We start from the raw sequence: 19095 nt of genomic DNA, 5'->3' as shown, positions 1-19095 counted from the left end.
TCAGTGACCGTGTTCCGCCGAGCCCTTGCCCAGTTCGGATTTGAGGATGAAGCTGCCGCTGGCGGCGACTTCGGCGCCGGCGCGCAGGCCCTCGAGGACCTCGACGCGCTGGCCGTCGCTGATGCCCAGCTTGACCGGCTGGGCCACGAAGCCATCGGCCACGCGGACGAACACCACGTCCTCGCCGTCGACGTTCTGTACCGCGCCGTCGGCGACCGTCAGGACCTCCTTGCGGGTCGCCTCGGCGACCTGCACGGAGACGAACAGGCCCGGGCGCCAGGTGCTCTCGGGGTTGCTCAGGGTGACCCGGGCGGTGGCCGCGCGGGTCTGCTCGCCGAGCAGGTCGCCGATGTAGGACACGGTGCCTTCCACCTCGCTGTCCAGCGCCTGGGCGAGCACCTTGACCTTGCTGCCGACGCGGACCTGGCCGAGCAGTTGCGCCGGCACGTTGAAGGTGGCCCAGACCGAGGACAGGTCGGACAGCGTGAACACGTTGGCGGTGCCGTCCACCGGCTCGCCCTGGGTCAGGTGCTTCTCCACCAGCACCCCGGCGAACGGCGCACGCAGCTCGTAGCGGTTGCCGCCCTGCAGGCTGGGGTTGCCGCCGAGCGCGGCGATCTTCGCCCGCGCGTTGCTCACCGCGATCTCGGCTTCCTGCAGGCCCTGGCGGGCGAGGAGGAATTCCTGCTCGGCGGAGATGCCTTCCTTCCACAACTGCTGTTCGCGCTTGTAGGTGCTCTGCGCCAGGCTCAGGCGGCGTTGGGCGGCGGCGAATTCGCTGCGCTGGTCGGACAGTTGCGGACTGCTGATCACCGCCAGCAGTTCGCCCTGCTTCACCGCCTGGCCGAGATTGGCCGGCACGCTGTCGACGATCCCCGGCAGGCGCGGCACGATGTGCGCGGTGCGGTCCTCGTTGAAGCGGATCTCGCCGGGCAGCGAGACCACCTGGGCCAGGCTGATCGGCCGCGCCTTGTCGAGGGTGATGCCAGCGGCTTCGATCTGCTCGGCGTCCAGCTCCAGCTTGCCCTCCTCGCGGGTGAAGGCGAAGTCGTAGCCCTGCTTGCCGGCCATCAGCTTGAGGCGCGCGGTGAAGGCATGCGGCTCGGCGATCCCGGCGTTGGCCACCAGGGCGTCGCCGCTGGCCTTGAACAGCAGGTCCTCGACCTCGCCGGTGGCGCGCTCGACATCCGCACCGAGGACCACGTCCTGCGGCGCCAGCGCCTTGCCGCCACGCTCGACCCAGGCCTTGAGCGGGCTGCCATCCTCCGGCACCAGCAGCTCCAGGGTCAGGTCGCCCTGGCGCAGCAGCAGGCCGCCGCGCGGTCCGTTGCCCTCGCCCTCCGCGGCGGTTTCGCCGGCGCCGGCCGGCGCCTTGCCGCCCAGCTCCAGGTAGGCGCCGCCGCCCAGGCCGAGCAGCGCCAGCGCGGTCACCGCGATAATCGTCTTCTTGCCCATTCTGTTCTCCCGAACCGTTCAGGGGGCGCGCCGGCGGCCCGCCCCGGAAATCTCACTGGCCGAGGTGGCCGATGTCTTCGCCGAGCAGGCGCTCCATGCTCACCCGCGCCTGCGCCGCGGCGTCCAGCGCGCGCACGTACTGGGCGCGGACGCTGACCAGGGTGCGCTGGGCGTCGAGCACATCGAGGAAGTTGAACTTGCCCATCTCGAACCCACGGGTCATCGAGTCCAGAGCGCTCTGCGCGCCGGGCAGCAGGTCGCGGCGGACCAGCGCCAGCTCCTGCTCCGAGGTGCGCAACCGGTCGTAGGCCTGTACCGCTTCGCTGCGCAGCCGTAGCAGGGTCGCGCGCTGCAGGTCGCGGGCCTGGTCGGCGCGGCTCTGGGCGGCGTAGATGTTGCCCTGGTTGCGGTCGAACAGCGGCAGCGGCATCGACAGGCCGATCAGGTTGACCCGCTCGCCGCGTCCGTCGCGGGCGGTCTGGTCGTACTTGCTGCCGATGCTGACCGTCAGGTTGGGGATCCGCTGGCGCTTCTCCAGGTCGACCTGGGCCTCGCCGCGCGCCACTTCCTGGGCCGCCAGGCGCAGGCTCGGCGACTCGTCGAGATGGCGCAGCAAGGCGCCACGGGTGATGCTCGCCGGCACCGCGTCGAGTTCGCCGCCGACCCGGGCGAAGCCGGGCTGCGGCTCGTTCCAGGTGCTCGACAGTTGTACGTAGGTGCGCTGCAACTCCAGCTCCGCCTGGCTCAGGTCGAGCTGGGCGTTGTCCGCCAGGACCTGGGCGCGGACCCGCTCCACCGAGGAAATGCTGCCGGCCTTGACCCGCCGGTCGGCGGCCTGCAGGGCGCGCCTGGCCAGGTCCAGCGAGGTCTTCGCCAGGCGCACCCGCTCCTGCGCGGTCAGCGCGGCATAGTAGGCGCCGCGGACCTCGGCGCGCAGTTCGGCGCGACGGACTTCCAGCTGGGTCCAGGCGATCTCGCTGCCACGCTTCGCCACCTCGACCCGCGCGCCGCGCTTGCCGCCGAGCTCCAACGGCTGGGCAAGGCTGACGCTGGTCTGGCGATTGCCCTGGCGGGTGTCCTCGACATCCCAGGACAGCTCCGGATTGGGGATCAACCCGGCCTGCTGGCGAGCGCCCGCGGCGATCTCGGTTTCGCGGCCGACGGCCGCCAGCCCGGGGTTGCTCTGCAACGCCCGTTCCAGCGCCTGTTCTAGGCTGACCGAGGTCCCGTTGAAACTGGCCGGCGCGGGCGCAGCCAGCGCCGGCAACCCCAGGCAGATTCCCATCAGTAGCCAGCAGGCGCGTTTCCCCGCGCTGGCCAGTGGCCGATGTATCGGCATGTTCCGCTCCTCATCTGACAACCGCCGTCGGCGACGGCGATTCACTACGCTCCGGAGCCACGCAACCATTCGTCGGCGATAACCGCCGGACGATATTCGAAGTTGCACTTCCGGAATGCGGCAGATGTTAGGGATCAGGGCTTATCGGCAAGGTGACGAGAGAATTACAAGTCGGTAATGAATATTCTCCGCGGACAATTAGCGGTTACACTCCGGCAACCTTCGAAGAGGCTCGCGATAGTTGGATGAAAAGCAGGGTCAAGAGCAACATGCGCTTACAAATAGACGCTCCTCTCACGCCAGGCATGGCTTGCACCACGGCCATCAGCGCGGAACACCCGGTTTCTTTCGGCAAAACCATCCACTTATTCGATATTCATCATCGAAGCGCCGGGATGATATGAAATTACATTTCCAGCGGCACATATAAGCGATCTTCGCGAATGTAACTTTATAGCAATGCATCCACACATTTACTTGCAACTGAACCCATACTTTATATAGGGGCGAACATGCGCATCCTTATTATCGAAGATGAAGTCAAGACGGCCGACTACCTGCACCAGGGCCTGACCGAAAGCGGCTACATCGTCGACCGCGCCAACGATGGCATCGACGGCCTGCACATGGCCTTGCAACACCCTTACGAACTGGTGATCCTCGACGTCAACCTGCCCGGCATCGACGGCTGGGACCTGCTCCGCCGCCTGCGCGAACGCAGCAGCGCGCGAGTGATGATGCTCACCGGGCACGGCCGGCTGACCGACAAGGTGCGCGGCCTCGATCTCGGCGCCGACGACTTCATGGTCAAGCCGTTCCAGTTCCCCGAACTGCTGGCGCGGGTCCGCTCGCTGCTGCGCCGCCACGACCAGGCGCCGATGCAGGACGTCCTGCGGGTCGCCGACCTTGAGCTGGACGCCAGCCGCCACCGGGCCTTCCGCGGCCGGGTGCGGATCAACCTGACGACCAAGGAGTTCGCCCTGCTGCACCTGCTGATGCGGCGCAACGGCGACGTCATCACCCGGACGCAGATCATCTCGCTGATCTGGGACATGAACTTCGACAACGACTCCAACGTGGTGGAAGTCGCCATCTGCCGCCTGCGGGCGAAGATCGACGACGGCTTCGACCTCAAGCTGATCCACACCATCCGCGGCGTCGGCTACGTGCTGGAAGCGCGTCGATGACACCAGGCCGCCTGTCGCTGCGCCTGGCCCTGCTGGTCGGCGCCCTCGGCGCGCTGCTGGCGCTGGCGCTCGGCGCCATGGCGCACTGGAACCTCGGCCGCGAACTGGAAGCCCGCGAGCGGGAAAACCTGCAACTGAAGCTGGAACAGATCCGCCACAGCCTGGAGGACGACCTCGACCTGCGCAGCGACCCGGCCGTGCAGGCGCACGCCCTGCGGGACCAACTGGTGGCCCACAGCGGCCTGCACCTGAGCATCCTCGACAGCCGCAGCGGCCAGCCGCTGATGAGCTTCGGCGACCAGGCCGCGGCCAGCGTCGCGGCCAACCGCGCCCTCCTCGCCAGCCTGCAGATGGACGCCCGCCAGCCGGTGTTCCAGAGCTGGGTCACCGGCAGCGACCAGCGCCTGCTGAGCATCGGCGCGTCGTTGCGGATGAAGAACGGCACCCCGGTGCAGGTGCTGCTGAGCAGCGAGCGCAACGCCGATGAGCGCCTGCTCGACGGCTTCCTCCGCGCCACCCTGCTGGCCCTGCCCTTCCTCCTGCCATTGATCGCCCTGGCCGCCTGGTGGGTGGTGCGTGCCGGCCTCGAACCGTTGAATCGCTTCCGCCGGGTGGCCGCCCAGGTCAGCCCGCAGGATCTCTCCTACCGCATCCCCGAGCAGAACCTGCCGCGTGAGCTGGACAGCCTGGCGCGCAGCTTCAACCACATGCTCGGCCGCCTCGAGGATGGCGTACGCCAGCTTTCGCAATTCTCCGACGACCTGGCCCACGAACTGCGCGCGCCGATCTGCAACCTGCTCGGGCGCAACCAGGTGCTGCTCAGCCAGACCCGCGACGGCGCGGCCTACCGCGAGGCACTGGAGTCCAACGCCGAGGAACTGGAGCGGCTGTCGCGGATCGTCACCGACATGCTGTTCCTGGTGCAGGTGGACAACCCGGCGATCCAGGCCCAGTTCGGCCGGGTGGCGCTGCACGAGCAGGCGGCCAAGGTCATCGACCTGTACGAAATGGTCGCCGAGGACAAGGGCGTCGAACTGCGCCTGTCCGGCAGCGGTTTCGCCCATGGCGACAACCTGATGATCCAGCGCGCCATCTCCAACCTGGTCTCCAACGCGGTGCGCCACACTCCGCAAGGCGGGCGCATCGACGTGCGGATCGGCCGCCGCGCCGGCCATACCGAACTCATGGTCAGCAACGACGGCCCGGGCATCCCGCCGGAGTACCTGCCGCACCTGTTCGAGCGCTTCTACCGCCGCGCCGGCCGCCAGCCCGGCGCCCAGGCCGGCACCGGCCTGGGGCTGGCCATCGTGCAATCGATCATGGCCTACCACGGCGGCCGCGCCGAGGCGGAAAGCGTACCGCAGCAGAAGACCCACCTGCGCCTGCTGTTCCCTGCGACGGGCGCTTCCTGACGCCGGCTTCAGCAACCGGCGCGGCGCCGCCACAGCCGGTACTCGCCGCAGAAACCGGCGAGGAACAGCGCCAGGCCGAGCGCCAGCAGGGTCCAGGGCGTCCGCAGCGGGGCGCGCTGGAGCGGCGGATCGCCGTGCAGCAGGACGAAGCATTGCAGCAGCGCCCAGAACATCGCGGCGACGCCGCCAAGCATGGCCAGGCGGCACAACCAGCCGAGCCAGCAGCCTCGGCGCGAGGGCTTTTCCGGAAATGTCCCCGACACGTATTCACCTCCACATCCGCCGCCGCACTCTAGCCGAGACGCGGACGGCGGTGTGTCATGCAAGCGCAATAGCGGGGAAAGGCATTCGTCAGGAACAGGCAGCGAGAAGAACTCAGGGCGAAGGCGGCAGGCCCTCCTCGACCCGGCCGAGCCGCTCGTCGGTCCGCTCGATATCGGCGCGGTCCCAGCCGCCGCCCATTGCCGCGATCAACTGGACGCTGGCGGTCAGGCGGCTGCCGAGCAGGGTCAGCACGCTGCGTTCGTTGCTCAGCGCGGTGGCCTGGTTGGTGACCACGTCGGTGTAGTCGACGGTGCCGGCCTTGTACTGGTTCTCGGCCAGGCGCAGTGCCTCGCGGGCCGACTCCAGGGCTTCGCGCTGCACGCCGCTCTCCTCGTCGAGCACGCTCAATTGCACCAGGTAGTCCTCCACCTCGCGGAAACCATCGAGCACGGTCTGCCGGTAGGTCGCCACGGTCTGGTCGTAGGTCGCCTCGGCCTGGTCCACCTGGGAGCCGATCAGGCCGCCGTCGAACAGGGTCATGGCGAACTGCGGGCCGATCGACCAGAAGCGGTTCGGCGTGCTGATCCAGTTGCTCAGGCTGCCGCTACGGTAGCCGCCGGCGGCGCTGAGGGTGAGGTCGGGGAAATAGGCGGCCTTGGCCACGCCGATCTGGGCGTTGGCGGAAATCACCTTGCGCTCCGCCGAGGCGATGTCCGGCCGTCGTTCGAGCAATTGCGACGGTACCATCGCCGGCAGCTCCGGCAGCTTCGGCACGCTCGCCACCGGCGGCAGGTTGAATTGCGCCGGCGGCAGGCCGACCAGCACCGCGATGGCGTGCTCCAGCTGGGCACGCTGGTACTTCAGGTCGATGGCCTGGGCCTGGGTGCTTTTCAGCTGGGTGCGGGCCTGGGCCACGTCGGCCCTGGTGACGATGCCGGCGCGGTATTTGTTCTCGGCTACCTTCAGCGAACGCTCGTAACCCGCGACGGTGGCGTTGAGCAGGCGGATCTGCTCGTCCATCACCCGCAGTTGCAGGTAATTCTGCGCCAGTTGCGACTGCTGGCTGAGGCGCACCGCGGCGAGGTCGGCGGCGCTGGCCTGCAGGCTCGCCTGGTTGGCTTCCAGTTGCCGGCGCAGCTTGCCCCAGAGGTCGACCTCCCAGCTGACGCCGAGGCTGGTCGAATAACTGTTGCTGATGGCGCCAGAGCCACCGCCGCTGCTCACCGTCGAACCATCGGGCAGGCGCACGGTGCTGTCGCCGCCGCCCTGGCCGCTGCGGGTCTTGCCCACGTTGCCGGTGATCGACGGGAAGAACGCGGCCCGCGCGCCGCGCACCAGCGCCTCGGCCTGGCGGAACTGCGCCACCGACTGGGCCAGGGTCTGGTTGGAACGTTCCAGGTGCATCTGCAGGTCGTTCAGGGTCTGGTCGCCGTACAGCTCCCACCAGGCGCCGCGCTGGAACACGTCGCGCGGCTCGGCGCGGCGCCAGCCTTCGGCTTCCTTGAATTCGGCGGGCACCGCCAGGTCCGGTCGCTGGTAGTCGGGGCCGATGGCGCAGCCGCCGAGGGCGGCGACCAGGGCCAGGGCGAGCAGCGAGGGGGTGTGTTTCATAGGGGTGTCTCCAGCGCACCGTCCGTGCGTACGCCGCGTTTCTGGTTGACCCAGTGGCGCAGGCGGTCGAGATAGAGGTAGACCACCGGGGTGGTGTACAGGGTCAGCAACTGGCTGCCGATCAGCCCACCGACGATGGTGATGCCCAGCGGCCGGCGCAGCGCGGCGTCGCCGCCGATGCCGAAGATCAGCGGCAAGGCGCCGAGCAAGGCGGCCAGGGTGGTCATCATGATCGGCCGGAAGCGCATCATGCAGGCCTCGAGGATCGCCTCGCGCGGGCTCAGGCCGTGGCTGCGCTCGGCCTCCAGGGCGAAGTCGATCATCATGATGGCGTTCTTCTTGACGATGCCGATCAGCAGGATGATGCCGATCAGCGCGATCAGGCTCAGCTCGCTGCGGCAGAGGATCAGCGCGAGCAGCGCGCCGACCCCGGCCGAAGGCAGGGTCGAGAGGATGGTCAGCGGGTGCACGTAGCTCTCGTAGAGGATGCCGAGGACGATGTACACCGCCAGCAGCGCCAGGAGGATCAGCCAGGGCATCTGGTTCTGCGTGTCCTGCACCGCGCCGGCGTTGCCCTCGAAGCTGGTCTGCACGTCCACCGGGATGTGCAGCGGCTCCAGGGCTTGCATGATGGCCTCGCGGGTCGGGCCGATCTGCGCGCCCGGCGCCAGGTTGAAGGACAGCGTGGTGGCGGCGAACTGGCCCTGGTGGTTGACCTCCAGCGGTGCCCGGCTCGGTTCGTAGTGGCTGAACGCGGACAGCGGCACGCGCTGGCCGTCGTTGCCGATCACCTGGACCTGGCGGAGGATTTCCGGGCTCTGCTGGTACTGCTGGTCGACCTCCATCACCACCCGGTACTGGTTCAGCGGGTTGAAGATGGTCGACACCTGGCGCTGGCCGAAGGAGTCGTTGAGCACCGCGTCGACCATCTCCACGTTGATCCCCAGGGTCGCCGCGCGGTCGCGGTCGATCACCAGGCGGGTCTGCACGCCCTTGTCCTGGGAATCGCTGTTGACGTCCACCAGCTGCGGCAGCTTGCGCATCGCCGCCTCGACCTTCGGCGCCCATTCGCGGAGCAGGGTCAGATCGTCGCTGCGCAGGGTGAATTCGTACTGCGCGTTGCTGTCGCGGCCGCCCAGGCGCACGTCCTGGCCGGCGTTGAGATAGAGCGCCGCGCCGGGCACCTTGGCGATCCGCTCGCGCAGCCGGGTGAGGACCTTCTCCACCGGGTCGCGTTCGCCGATCGGCTTGAGGGTGACGAAGAACGAACCGGTGTTGCTCGATTGCCAGCGGCCGCCGCCGATGAAGCCGACCACATTCTCTACCGCCGGGTCGGAAGAGAGGATCTTGCGGTACTCGCCCATCTTCGCACTCAACGCCTGGAACGAAATGCTCTGGTCGGCCACCGCGTAGCCACGCAGGCGCCCGGAGTCCTGCTGCGGGAGGAAGCCCTTGGGCACCACCACGAACAGCCAGAGGTTCATCGCGATGCAGGCCAGCATGATCACCACCATCAGCCGCGAGTGCTCCAGCGCCCAGCCCAGGCTGGCGCGGTAGCGCAGCATGAAGGCGCTGAAGAACCGGTCGCCGCGCCGCGCCAGGGAGGCGCCCTGCGGCCGCTTCAGCGGGCGCAGCAAGCGTGCGCAGAGCATCGGCGTGAGGGTCAGGGATACCACCAGGGACACCAGGATCGCCGCCGACAGGGTCACCGCGAACTCGCGGAACAGCCGTCCGGTGAGTCCACCCATCAGCAGCAGGGGGATGAACACCGCGACCAGCGAGAGCGTCATCGACAGCACGGTGAAACCGACCTGGCGGGCGCCGGTGATCGCCGCCTGGATCGGCGGGTCGCCCTCCTCGATGCGCCGGGCGATGTTCTCCACCACCACGATGGCGTCGTCCACCACGAAGCCGGTGGCGATGATCAGCGCCATCAGCGACAGATTGTTCAGGCTGAAGTCGCACAGGTACATGACCGCGAAGGTGCCGATCAGCGAGACCGGCACCGCCAGGCTGGGGATCAGCGTCGCGCGGCCGTTGCGCAGGAACAGGAAGACCACCAGGATCACCAGCGCCACCGAGATCAGCAGGGTCAGCTCGGCCTCCGCGAGCGAGGCGCGGATCGACGGGCTGCGGTCGTCCATCACGTTCAGCTTGACCTGCGGCCCGAGCAGTTCCTGCAACACCGGCAGTTGCGCGTGGATGGCGTCGGTGGCCTCGATGATGTTGGCGCCGGGCTGGCGGGTGACGATCAGCAGCACCGCCGGCAGGTCATCGGAGAAGCCGGCGTTGCGCACGTCCTCCACCGAGTCGCTGATCTTCGCCACGTCGCCCAGGCGCACCGCGGCGCCATTTTCGGCGTTGTAGTGGATGACCAGCGGCTGGTACTCGCGGGCCTTGCGCAACTGGTCATTGGCGTCCACCTGCCAGTGCTTGTCGTCCTTCTCGATGGCGCCCTTGGGTCCGTTGCTGTTGGCCGCGGCGATGGCCGTGCGCACGCTGTCCAGGGACAGCCCGTACTGGCTCATGGCATCCGGATTGAGGTCGACCCGCACCGCCGGCAGCGAGCTGCCGCCGATGCTCACCTGCCCTACCCCCCGCACCTGCGACAGCTTGGGCGCCAGCACGGTCGAGGCGAGGTCGTACATCTCGCCGCGGCTCTGGGTCTCCGAGGTCAGGGTGAGGACCATGATCGGCATGTCCGAGGGGTTGGCCTTGCGGTAGCTGGGATTGTTCGGCATGCCGCTGGGCAGCAGGCTCATCGCGCCATTGATCGCCGCCTGCACCTCGCGGGCGGCGCCGTCGATGTCCTTCTCCAGGTCGAACACCAGCACCACGGTGGTCGAGCCCAGCGAACTGCTGGAGGTCATCTCGCTGATCCCGGCGATCCGTCCCAGCGAGCGCTCCAGCGGGGTGGCCACCGACGAGGCCATGGTCTCCGGGCTGGCGCCCGGCAGGCTGGCGCTGACCACGATGGCCGGGAAATCGACGTTGGGCAGCGGCGCCACCGGCAGCAGGCCGAACGACAGGGTGCCGGCCAGCAGCAACGCCAGGGTCAGCAGCGTGGTGGCGACCGGGCGGCGGATGAAGGGCGTGGACAGGCTCATCGCCCGGCGTCCCCGTCGAGCCCAGCCTCGGTGTTCAGGTCCAGCCCGCGCTGCTTGCGCCAGGCCGCCCAGCGCCGGGCCAGGCGGTCGAAGTAGAGATAGATCACCGGGGTGGTGAACAGGGTCAGGACCTGGCTCAGCAGCAGCCCGCCGACCATGGTGATGCCCAGCGGCTGGCGCAGCTCGGCGCCGGCGCCGCCGGCGAGCATCAGCGGCAGCGCGCCGAGCAGCGCGGCCATGGTGGTCATCAGGATCGGCCGGAAGCGCAGCAGGCAGGCCTGGTAGATCGCCTCATGGGGCGGCTTGCCTTCGTTGCGTTCGGCGTCTAGGGCGAAGTCGATCATCATGATCGCGTTCTTCTTGACGATGCCGATCAGCAGGATGATGCCGATGATCGCCACGATGCCGATCTCCTGCCCCGCCAGCATCAGCGCCAGCAGCGCGCCGACCCCGGCCGAAGGCAGGGTCGAGAGGATGGTCACCGGATGGATGAAGCTCTCGTAGAGGATGCCCAGGACGATGTACATGGTCACCACCGAGGCGAGGATCAGCAGCAGCGTATTCGACAGCGAAGCCTCGAAGGCCAGCGCCGCGCCACGGAAGCTGCCCTGCATGCTCAGCGGCAGCTCCAGGCTGGCCTCGACGCCACGGATCGCCTCGACCGCCTCGCCCAGGGAGTAACCCTTGGCCAGGTTGAACGACAGGGTCGCCGAGGGGAACTGGGCGATATGGTTGATCGCCAGCAGGGTATGCCGCTCCTCCACCTTCGCCAGGCTCGACAGGCGCACCTGGGTGCCGTCGCTGGACGGCACGTAGAGCTGCTCCAGGGCCTGCGGGCCGAGCTGGAACTGCGGCGCCACCTCCAGTACCACGCGGTACTGGGTGGCCTGGGTGAAGATGGTCGAGATCAGCCGCTGGCCGAAGGCGTTGTAGAGCACGCTGTCGATGTCGGAGAGCTTCACGCCGAGGCGCGAGGCGGTGTCGCGGTCGATGTTCAGGTAGGCCTGCAGGCCCTTGTCCTGCCAGTCGCTGGCGACATCGGCGAGCTGCGGCAACTCCTGCAGCCGCGCCACCAGCTTCGGCACCCACTCGGCGAGCACGTCCGGGTCGGCGTCCTGCAAGGTGAACTGGTACTGGGTGCGGGCGACCCGGTCCTCGATGGTCAGGTCCTGCACCGGCTGCATGTACAGCTTGATCCCGGCCAGGTGGTCGAGCTCGGGCTGCAGGCGCTGGATCACTTCGCTGGCGGTGACGTCGCGTTCGCTGTGCGGCTTGAGGTTGATCAGCAGGCGGCCGGTGTTGAGGGTCGGGTTGCTGCCGTCGACGCCGATGTAGGAGGACAGGCTGGCCACCGCCGGGTCCTTCAGCACCACCTCGGCAAGGGCGCGCTGGCGCTCGGACATGGCCTGGAAGGAGATCGACTGCGGCGCTTCGGCGACGCCCTGGATCACCCCGGTGTCCTGCACCGGGAAAAAGCCCTTGGGCATGGCCAGGTAGAGCAGCGCGGTCAGCGCCAGGGTGGCGATGGCCACCAGCAGGGTCAGCGGCAGGTGCCGCAGGACCACCCGCAGGGCCTTGGCGTAATGTGCGATCAGGCCATCGATGACCCGTCCCGCGGCGCGCGCGAAGCGGCCCTGCTGGTCCTCGTCGATGTGGCGCAGCAGCTTGGCGCTGAGCATCGGCGTAAGGGTCAGGGAGACGAAGCCGGAAATCAGGATCGCCACCGCCAGGGTGATGGCGAACTCGCGGAACAGCCGCCCGGCGACGTCGCCCATGAACAGCAGCGGGATCAGCACGGCGATCAGCGAGAAGGTCAGCGAGATGATGGTGAAGCCGATCTGCTTCGAGCCCTTGAGCGCCGCTTCCAGCGGCGAGTCGCCCTGCTCCAGGTAGCGGGCGATGTTCTCCACCATGACGATCGCGTCGTCGACCACGAAGCCGGTGGCGATGGTCAGCGCCATCAGGGTCAGGTTGTTGATCGAGAAGCCGGACAGGTACATCACGCCGAAGGTGCCGATCAGCGACAGCGGCACGGCGAAGCTGGGGATCAGGGTGGCATAGACGTTGCGCAAGAACAGGAAGGTGACCATCACCACCAGCGCCACCGCCAGCGCCAGCTCGAACTGCACGTCCTTGACCGAGGCGCGGATGGTGGTGGTGCGGTCGGTCAGCACCTGCACGTCGAGGTTGCCCGGCAGGGTCGATTGCAGCTGCGGCAGCAGCGCCTTGATCCGGTCGACCACTTCGATCACGTTGGCCCCCGGCTGGCGCTGGATGTTCAGCACCACCGCCGGCAGGTTGTTGGCCCAGGCGGCCAGGCGCACGTTCTCGGCATCGTCCTCGACGCTGGCGACGTCGCGGATGCGCAGCGGCGAGCCGTTCTTGTAGGCGATGATCAGGTCGCGGTAGGCGTCGGCCGAGCGCAACTGGTCGTTGGCGTCCAGGGTCGAGGCGCGGGTCGGGCCGTCGAAGCTGCCCTTGGGGCCGTTGAGGTTGTTGCTGGTCACCGTGCTGCGCAGGTCCTCCAGGCTCAACCCCGCCGCGGCCAGCGCCGTCGGGTTGGCGCGCACCCGTACCGCCGGGCGCTGGCCGCCGCTGATGCTGACCAGGCCGACCCCGGAGATCTGCGAGATCTTCTGCGCCAGGCGGGTATCCACCAGGTCCTGGATCTGCGGCAGCGGCATGCCGTCGGACATCACCGCCAGGGTCAGGATCGGCGCGTCCGCCGGGTTCACCTTGCTGAATACAGGCTGGTTCGGCAGGTCGTTGGGCAGCAGGCTCTGCGCGGCGTTGATCGCTGCCTGGACTTCCTGCTCGGCGACGTCGAGGTTGCTCTGCAGGCTGAACTGCAGGGTGATCACCGAGGCGCCGCCGGAGCTGCTGGAGGACATCTCGTTGAGCCCGGGGATCTGCCCGAGCTGGTTCTCCAGCGGCGCGGTGATCGACGAGGTCATGATCTCCGGGCTGGCGCCGGGGTACAGGGTGACCACCTGGATGGTCGGGTAGTCCACTTCCGGCAACGCCGAGATCGGCAGGAAGCGGTAGGCGATCAGGCCCGAGAGCAGGATCGCCACCATCAGCAGGGTGGTCGCGACCGGCCGCAGGATGAACGGGCGGGACGGGTTCATTCAGCGCTCCCGCTGCCCACCGAGTCGCCCTGGAGGCCGCTGGGACGGCCGGTCTGCGGTTTCTGCGGCTCGCCCTCGAGGACCTGCGGGGAGGCTTCGGCGACACGCACTTCCATACCGTCGCGCAGGCGGTCGGTGCCTTCCACCACCACCTGTTCGCCGGCCTTCAGGCCGCTTTCCACCACCACCCGCTCGTTCTCGCTGGTGCCGATGGCGACGCTGCGCTGGCTGACCTTGCTGTCGGCGCCGACCACGTACACATAGATGCCGTTGGTGCCGCGCTGCACGGCGTTGGCCGGAATGGTCAGCACGCCCTTGAGGGTCTGCGCCAGCAGGCGCACGTTGACGAACTGGTTGGGGAACAGCTTGCCGTCGGTGTTCTCGAAGCGCGCCTTGAGCTTGACCGTGCCGGTGGTGGTGTCGATCTGGTTATCCAGGGTGGCCAGCACGCCTTCGGCGAGGACCTTTTCCTGGTTGCGGTCCAGCGCGGTGACCGCCAGCTTGCCAGGACCGCTCATCTGCTCGACGACGGTGCCGATCTGCTGCTGCGGCAGGCTGAATACCACCGAGATCGGCTTGACCTGGGTGATCACCACCAGCGGCGTGGTGTCGCCGCTGGTGACCAGGTTGCCGATGTCCACCTGGCGCAGGCCGAGGCGCCCGGAAATCGGCGCGCGGACCTCGGTGAAGGCCAGGTTGAGACGGGCGTCGTCGACCTGGCCCTGGTTGGTGCGGATGGTGCCCTGCAACTGGCGGACCTGGGCTTCCTGGGTATCCAGGGTCTGCTTGGCGATCGAGTCCTCGGCATACAGCCCCTTGTAGCGCTGCAGGTCGATCTCGGCGTTCTTCAGTTGCGCCTGGTTCTGCATCAGCGTGCCCTCGGCCTGGGCCAGCGCCGCCTTGTAGGTGCGCGGGTCGACCACCGCCAGCAGGTCGCCGGCCTTGACCTCCTGCCCCTCCTGGAACAGCACCTTGACCAGCTCGCCGTTGACCCGCGGCTTGACGTTCACCGTGTTGAAGGCGGTGACGGTGCCAAGCGCGTTGAAATGCAGCGCCAGGTCGCCCTGCTCTACCCTGGCCACGCCGACGGTGAGCGCGTTGGCCTTGGGCAGCGCGGCGCCCGGCTTGCCGCCGCGACCGGGTCGCCCGTCGGAGGACGGCGCCGAGGCGGGCGCGGCCAGCCACATCACCAGGCCGATCACGGCGGCGAAGGCCAGGGCGGTGATCAGCCACGGGCGCAGGGTACGGAACTTGGATTTACCGGTGGTTGGAGTCATGGTTCTTCTTCAGGCTAGAACGGAGGCGCTTTTTCCAGGCTGCACGATAAGCATTGCGGGAGCCCAGGCAAAGCCTCTTTACCCGCTATTTACCCTTGCTTTACCGATAGTTAGATGTTTCCGGGGAATGCCCGGCAGCCTCGGCGCAGGGTGGCATCCGCCTATGACAACAAACGGCTTGCTCCGTTACGGGCAAAGGCTTGAAATAGACCGTTTCCCCATCCGCCCGCCAGTTTTCGCAGGGACGAGACGATGATCGATCATCTGAAACAGCGCTTTGCCGCGCTCCGCAGCCGCGCCGGGTTCCATTCGCTGCGCTATGTGCAGCGTAGCGGCGAATACCTCGCGGTGCGCCGCAACGTCAGCGAGCCGCCGCACTTCCGCCAGGACCGTGGCGCCATGCTCTGCGTGCGGCTGGACGGCGTGGAGGCCTACGCCGCCACCAGCGACCTTTCCCTCGCCGGCCTGCAAGCCGCCCTGGAGCGTGCCGAACGGCAGGCCGAGCGGATCGCCCGGCACGCTCTGTTCGACGTGCGCGGGTTGGCGCCGGCGAGTGGCCGCTCGCACTACCGCTCACCGAACCAGGACGCGCCCTTCCCCTCCCTCGCCGAGTGCTACGAGCTGCTCGCCGAGGAGTCCGCCAGGGTGCCGCGCGACGAGCGCCTGGTGAACTGGAGCGTGTTCCTCGAAGTCAGCCGCCAGGAACAGCTGTACCTGAACAGCGCCGGCGCCGAGCACTACCACGAGCAGCGCTTCGTCTATCCCGGCGCCAGCATCACCGCCTACGACGGCCACGACAGCCAGACCCGCAGCTTCGGCGGCCATCACGCCGGCCAGCAGGGCGGCGCCGAGGTGATCGAACGCCTCGGCCTGGTCGGCGCCGCGCCGCGCATCGCCGACGAGGCCCTGCAACTTCTGGCGGCGCCGAACACCCCGGATGGCCGCCGCGACCTGCTGCTGATGCCGGACCAGATGATCCTGCAGATCCACGAATCGATCGGCCACCCGCTGGAACTCGACCGCATCCTCGGCGACGAGCGCAACTATGCCGGCACCAGCTTCATCAAGGTCGAGGACTTCGGCCGCTACCAGTACGGTTCCAGCCTGCTCAACGTCAGCTTCGACCCGCAGATCCCCGAGGAGCTGGCCAGCTATGGCCAGGACGACGACGGCAGCCCGGCGCGCAAGGAATTCCTGATCCGTGAGGGACGCCTGCTGCGCCCGCTCGGCGGCGCCCTGTCGCAGTTTCGCAGCGGCCTCGAAGGGGTCGCCAACAGCCGCGCCAGCAGTTGGAACCGTGCGCCCATCGACCGCATGGCCAACCTCAACCTGGAACCCGGCGACAGGAACCTCGCCCAACTGGTCGGCGGCATCGAGCGCGGGGTACTGATGTCCTACAACCGTTCCTGGTCGATCGACGACGCGCGCAACAAGTTCCAGTTCGGCTGCGAATGGGGCCGGCTGATCGAGGACGGCGAACTCAAGGGCGTGGTGAAGAACCCCAACTACCGGGGCATCTCCGCGCAGTTCTGGCGCAACCTCTGCGCGGTGGGCGACGCCAGCACCTTCGAGGTGCTCGGCACGCCTTACTGCGGCAAGGGCGAGCCGAACCAGGTGATCCGCGTCGGCCATGCCTCGCCGGCCTGCGTGTTCAGCGACGTGGACGTATTCGGAGGAGACACCTGATGCAACAGCGGCAGCATTTCGAGGCGCTCGCCGAGGACCTGCGCCGGCAGCTGGCCGAGGGCGAGGACTTCACCCTCTGGTACAGCGCCGAGGACTCCGAGTTCATCCGCTTCAACCGGGCGCGGGTACGCCAGGCCGGCCGGGTGCGCCAGGCCACCACGCTGCTCCGGCTGATCCGCGACGAGCGCCAGGCGAGCCTCGACCTGACCCTCTCCGGCATCCCGGAAGAAGACCGCCAGCGCCTGGGCGACGGTCTCCGGCAACTGCGCCGGAGCCTCGCCTGGATTCCCGCCGATCCCTACCTGCTGCTGGATACCACCCCCTGGCAGCGCCTCGACGAAAGCCTCGGCGCGCCTCCCGACAGCGGCGAGCTGCTGGCCGGGATCGAGCGCCAGGCGCGCGACCTCGACCTGGTCGGTATCTACGCCGCCGGGCCGCTGTTCCGCGGCTTCGCCAACTCCTGGGGGGCGTTCGGCTGGCATGCCGGCAGCAGCTTCAACTTCGACTGGAGCCTGTTCCACGCCAACGGCCAGGCGGTCAAGGCCGACTACGCCGGCCAGCACTGGGATGGCGAACGCTTCGCCCGGCGCTTCGAGCAGGCGCGCGAACAGCTTGGCCACCTGGGCAAGCCGGTGCGCCAGCTGAAGCCCGGCGACTACCGCGCCTACCTGGCACCGGCGGCACTCGAGGAAGTCCTGCAGATGCTCTGCTGGGGCGGTTTCTCCGCGCGCGCCCTGGCCACCGGGGAAAGCCCGCTGCAACGCCTGCACAACGGCGATGCCCTGCTCAGCCCGCTGCTGAACCTCGGCGAGCGTCCGGCCGGCTCGCCGTCACCGGCGTTCAGGGCGGAAGGCTCGCCACGCGCCGACGTCGAGCTGATCGGCGGCGGCCGTCCGGGCGGCCGCCTGGTGAGTTCGCGCAGCGCCCGCGAGTACGGTCTGCAGGCCAATGGCGCCGACGCCGGCGAAGCGCCGAGCGCGCTGGACATGGCTGGCGGCAGCCTGGAGCAGGAACGCATTCTCGCCGCCCTGGACACCGGCCTGTACATCGGCAACCTGTGGTACCTGAACTACTCGGACATGCCCGCCGCGCGCCTGACCGGGCTGACCCGCTTCGCCACCTTCTGGGTGGAGAACGGCCGGATCCAGGCGCCGGTCAGCACCATGCGCTTCGATGACAGCCTGTACAGCTTCCTCGGCGCGCACCTGGAAGATCTCAGCCATGAGCGCGAGCTGCGCCTGTCGAACAGCACCTACGGCGAACGCCACACCGACTCCATGCACCTGCCGGGCGCGCTGACCGGACGCTTCACCCTCACCCTCTGAGAACAGGCCTGGCCCCCGGCGGCTCTAGCCGGGGGCGTCCCGCCTCCCGGCGCCATCATCAAGCCACCCTAAACGGAGCGGTTCCCTCCTCGTCCTCCTCTCTGGTGAGACACGCCCGAGAGGAACCACCCGCACGCCTGACCTACTTGCTACACGGAGGTGAACCTATGCCCGCTTTGAGTCGCCGTTCGTTCGTCACCCTGACCGCCCTGGCCTCCAGCAGCGCATTGCTGAGTCCGGCGGCGTTCGCCGGCACCGGCAGGAAAACTGCCGCGGAACCGCAGGAAATATTTCTGGATTTCAACGAAAGTCCCTACGGCCCCTCCGCCAGGGCCAGGGCCGCCATGCAGGAGGCCGCCCCGCTCTGCGGTCGCTACGACTATGACACCCAGGATGCCCTGGTCGGCCTGTTCGCCGAGCAGAACGACGTTCCCGCGGAATGCGTGCACGCCTACTGCGGCTCGCGCCAGCCGCTGCAGTACGCCATCGCGGCGTTCACCGGCAAGGCGCGCAGCCTGGTCATGGCCGATCCTTCCTATGACTCGGTGGCCAGCGCCGCACAGGCCCAGGAAGCGCAGGTGCATGCGGTGGCCCTGGACGGCGAGGCGAGCCACGATATCGAACGCATGCTCGCCGCGGCGCAGCAGGATGCCGGACTGATCTACATCTGCAATCCGAACAACCCGACCGGCACCCTCACCCCGCACGAGCGGATCGTCCAGGCCATCGAGCGCAAGCCGGCGCACAGCGTGGTACTGGTCGACGAGGCCTACATCCACTTTTCCGATGCGCCGAGCGTCATCGGCCTGGCCGCCCGGCGCAAGGACCTGCTGGTCCTGCGCACCTTCTCCAAGCTCTACGGCATGGCCGGTGCCCGGCTAGGCCTGGCGATCGGACATCCCGAGCTGCTGGCCCGGCTGGAGCGCTTCGGCGGCCACAACGTGGTGCCCTCGCCCACCGCCCACGCCGGCCTGGAAAGCCTGCGCGAGGGCGAACTGGTGCCACGGCGCAAGCGGCAGAACGCGGAGATCCGCGAGCGCACCATCGCCTGGCTGCGCCAGCAGGGGTTCCGCTGCACCGCCTCGCAGTCCAATTGCTTCATGGTGGATATGCGCCGCCCCGCCGAGATGGTCATCGCCGAGCTGGAAAAGCAGCGGGTGTATGTAGGACGTCCGTGGGCCGCCTGGCCCAACTGGGTGCGCGTGACGGTCGGTAGCGAGGAAGAGATGCGGGCGTTCCAGAGCGCCTTCGCCAGCGTCAGCCGGCGCCACCAGGTGGCCGCGCGCTAGCGCTGCGTCTCTGCG

12 protein-coding genes are annotated in these 19095 nt (G+C 68.4%); 5 read left to right on the top strand and 7 right to left on the bottom strand.

Going from position 1 to position 19095, the window contains the following annotated elements; translation table 11 throughout:
• Both PSPA7_RS12985 and PSPA7_RS12980 read right to left on the bottom strand, forming a co-directional pair.
• Positions 1-1455, bottom strand: coding sequence for an efflux RND transporter periplasmic adaptor subunit (locus PSPA7_RS12985; RefSeq protein ID WP_012075545.1), 1455 nt, complete (start codon positions 1453-1455; stop codon positions 1-3).
• A gap of 52 nt (positions 1456-1507) precedes the next feature.
• Positions 1508-2794 (bottom strand): TolC family protein, encoded by a 1287-nt coding sequence (locus tag PSPA7_RS12980; protein WP_012075544.1) that lies wholly within the window; start codon positions 2792-2794, stop codon positions 1508-1510.
• A gap of 512 nt (positions 2795-3306) precedes the next feature.
• Here PSPA7_RS12980 and PSPA7_RS12975 point away from each other — a divergent pair.
• The gene (locus tag PSPA7_RS12975) at positions 3307-3981 is read left to right on the top strand and encodes a heavy metal response regulator transcription factor (RefSeq protein ID WP_003089900.1); all 675 of its coding nucleotides are present in this window, start codon (positions 3307-3309) and stop codon (positions 3979-3981) included.
• The gene (locus PSPA7_RS12970) at positions 3978-5393 is read left to right on the top strand and encodes a sensor histidine kinase (protein ID WP_012075543.1); all 1416 of its coding nucleotides are present in this window, start codon (positions 3978-3980) and stop codon (positions 5391-5393) included. Before PSPA7_RS12975 ends, PSPA7_RS12970 begins: the two co-directional genes overlap by 4 nt.
• 8 nt (positions 5394-5401) lie before the next feature.
• Here PSPA7_RS12970 and PSPA7_RS12965 read toward each other — a convergent pair whose 3' ends face one another.
• From PSPA7_RS12965 to muxA, 5 genes are all read right to left on the bottom strand, one after another.
• Positions 5402-5656, bottom strand: a complete 255-nt coding sequence (locus PSPA7_RS12965; protein WP_033999188.1) for a hypothetical protein — start codon at positions 5654-5656, stop codon at positions 5402-5404.
• Between the two features lie 112 nt (positions 5657-5768).
• Entirely contained in the window at positions 5769-7268 is a 1500-nt protein-coding gene (gene opmB, locus PSPA7_RS12960; protein WP_012075541.1) for a multidrug efflux RND transporter outer membrane subunit OpmB, read from the bottom strand.
• Positions 7265-10375: a multidrug efflux RND transporter permease subunit MuxC gene (gene muxC / locus PSPA7_RS12955; RefSeq protein ID WP_012075540.1), complete on the bottom strand. Its 3111-nt coding sequence runs from the start codon at positions 10373-10375 to the stop codon at positions 7265-7267. Before muxC ends, opmB begins: the two co-directional genes overlap by 4 nt.
• Positions 10372-13503 carry a multidrug efflux RND transporter permease subunit MuxB gene (gene muxB, locus PSPA7_RS12950; RefSeq protein WP_012075539.1) on the bottom strand — a complete coding sequence of 1044 codons (3132 nt, stop codon included), beginning with the start codon at positions 13501-13503 and terminating at the stop codon, positions 10372-10374. Before muxB ends, muxC begins: the two co-directional genes overlap by 4 nt.
• Entirely contained in the window at positions 13500-14780 is a 1281-nt protein-coding gene (muxA, locus tag PSPA7_RS12945) for a multidrug efflux RND transporter periplasmic adaptor subunit MuxA (RefSeq protein WP_012075538.1), read from the bottom strand. The genes muxB and muxA overlap by 4 nt, the downstream gene beginning before the upstream one ends.
• Before the next feature lie 252 nt (positions 14781-15032).
• On the opposite strand from muxA, the gene PSPA7_RS12940 reads away from it, so the two are divergent.
• The 3 genes from PSPA7_RS12940 (at position 15033) to ptaA (ending at position 19080) form a co-directional block, all read left to right on the top strand.
• Positions 15033-16466 (top strand): TldD/PmbA family protein, encoded by a 1434-nt coding sequence (locus PSPA7_RS12940; protein WP_012075537.1) that lies wholly within the window; start codon positions 15033-15035, stop codon positions 16464-16466.
• Entirely contained in the window at positions 16466-17791 is a 1326-nt protein-coding gene (locus PSPA7_RS12935; protein WP_012075536.1) for a TldD/PmbA family protein, read from the top strand. Before PSPA7_RS12940 ends, PSPA7_RS12935 begins: the two co-directional genes overlap by 1 nt.
• Positions 17792-17958: 167 nt before the next feature.
• Complete coding sequence (gene ptaA / locus PSPA7_RS12930; protein ID WP_012075535.1) at positions 17959-19080, top strand: pyoverdine biosynthesis transaminase PtaA; 1122 nt, start codon at positions 17959-17961, stop codon at positions 19078-19080.
• The last annotated feature ends 15 nt before the right edge of the window (positions 19081-19095 follow it).

Origin of the sequence: Pseudomonas paraeruginosa PA7 (assembly GCF_000017205.1) — a bacterium.
In the GTDB taxonomy this organism is placed as follows: Bacteria; Pseudomonadota; Gammaproteobacteria; order Pseudomonadales; family Pseudomonadaceae; genus Pseudomonas; species Pseudomonas paraeruginosa.
This window is presented reverse-complemented; position numbering and strand designations above follow the sequence as displayed.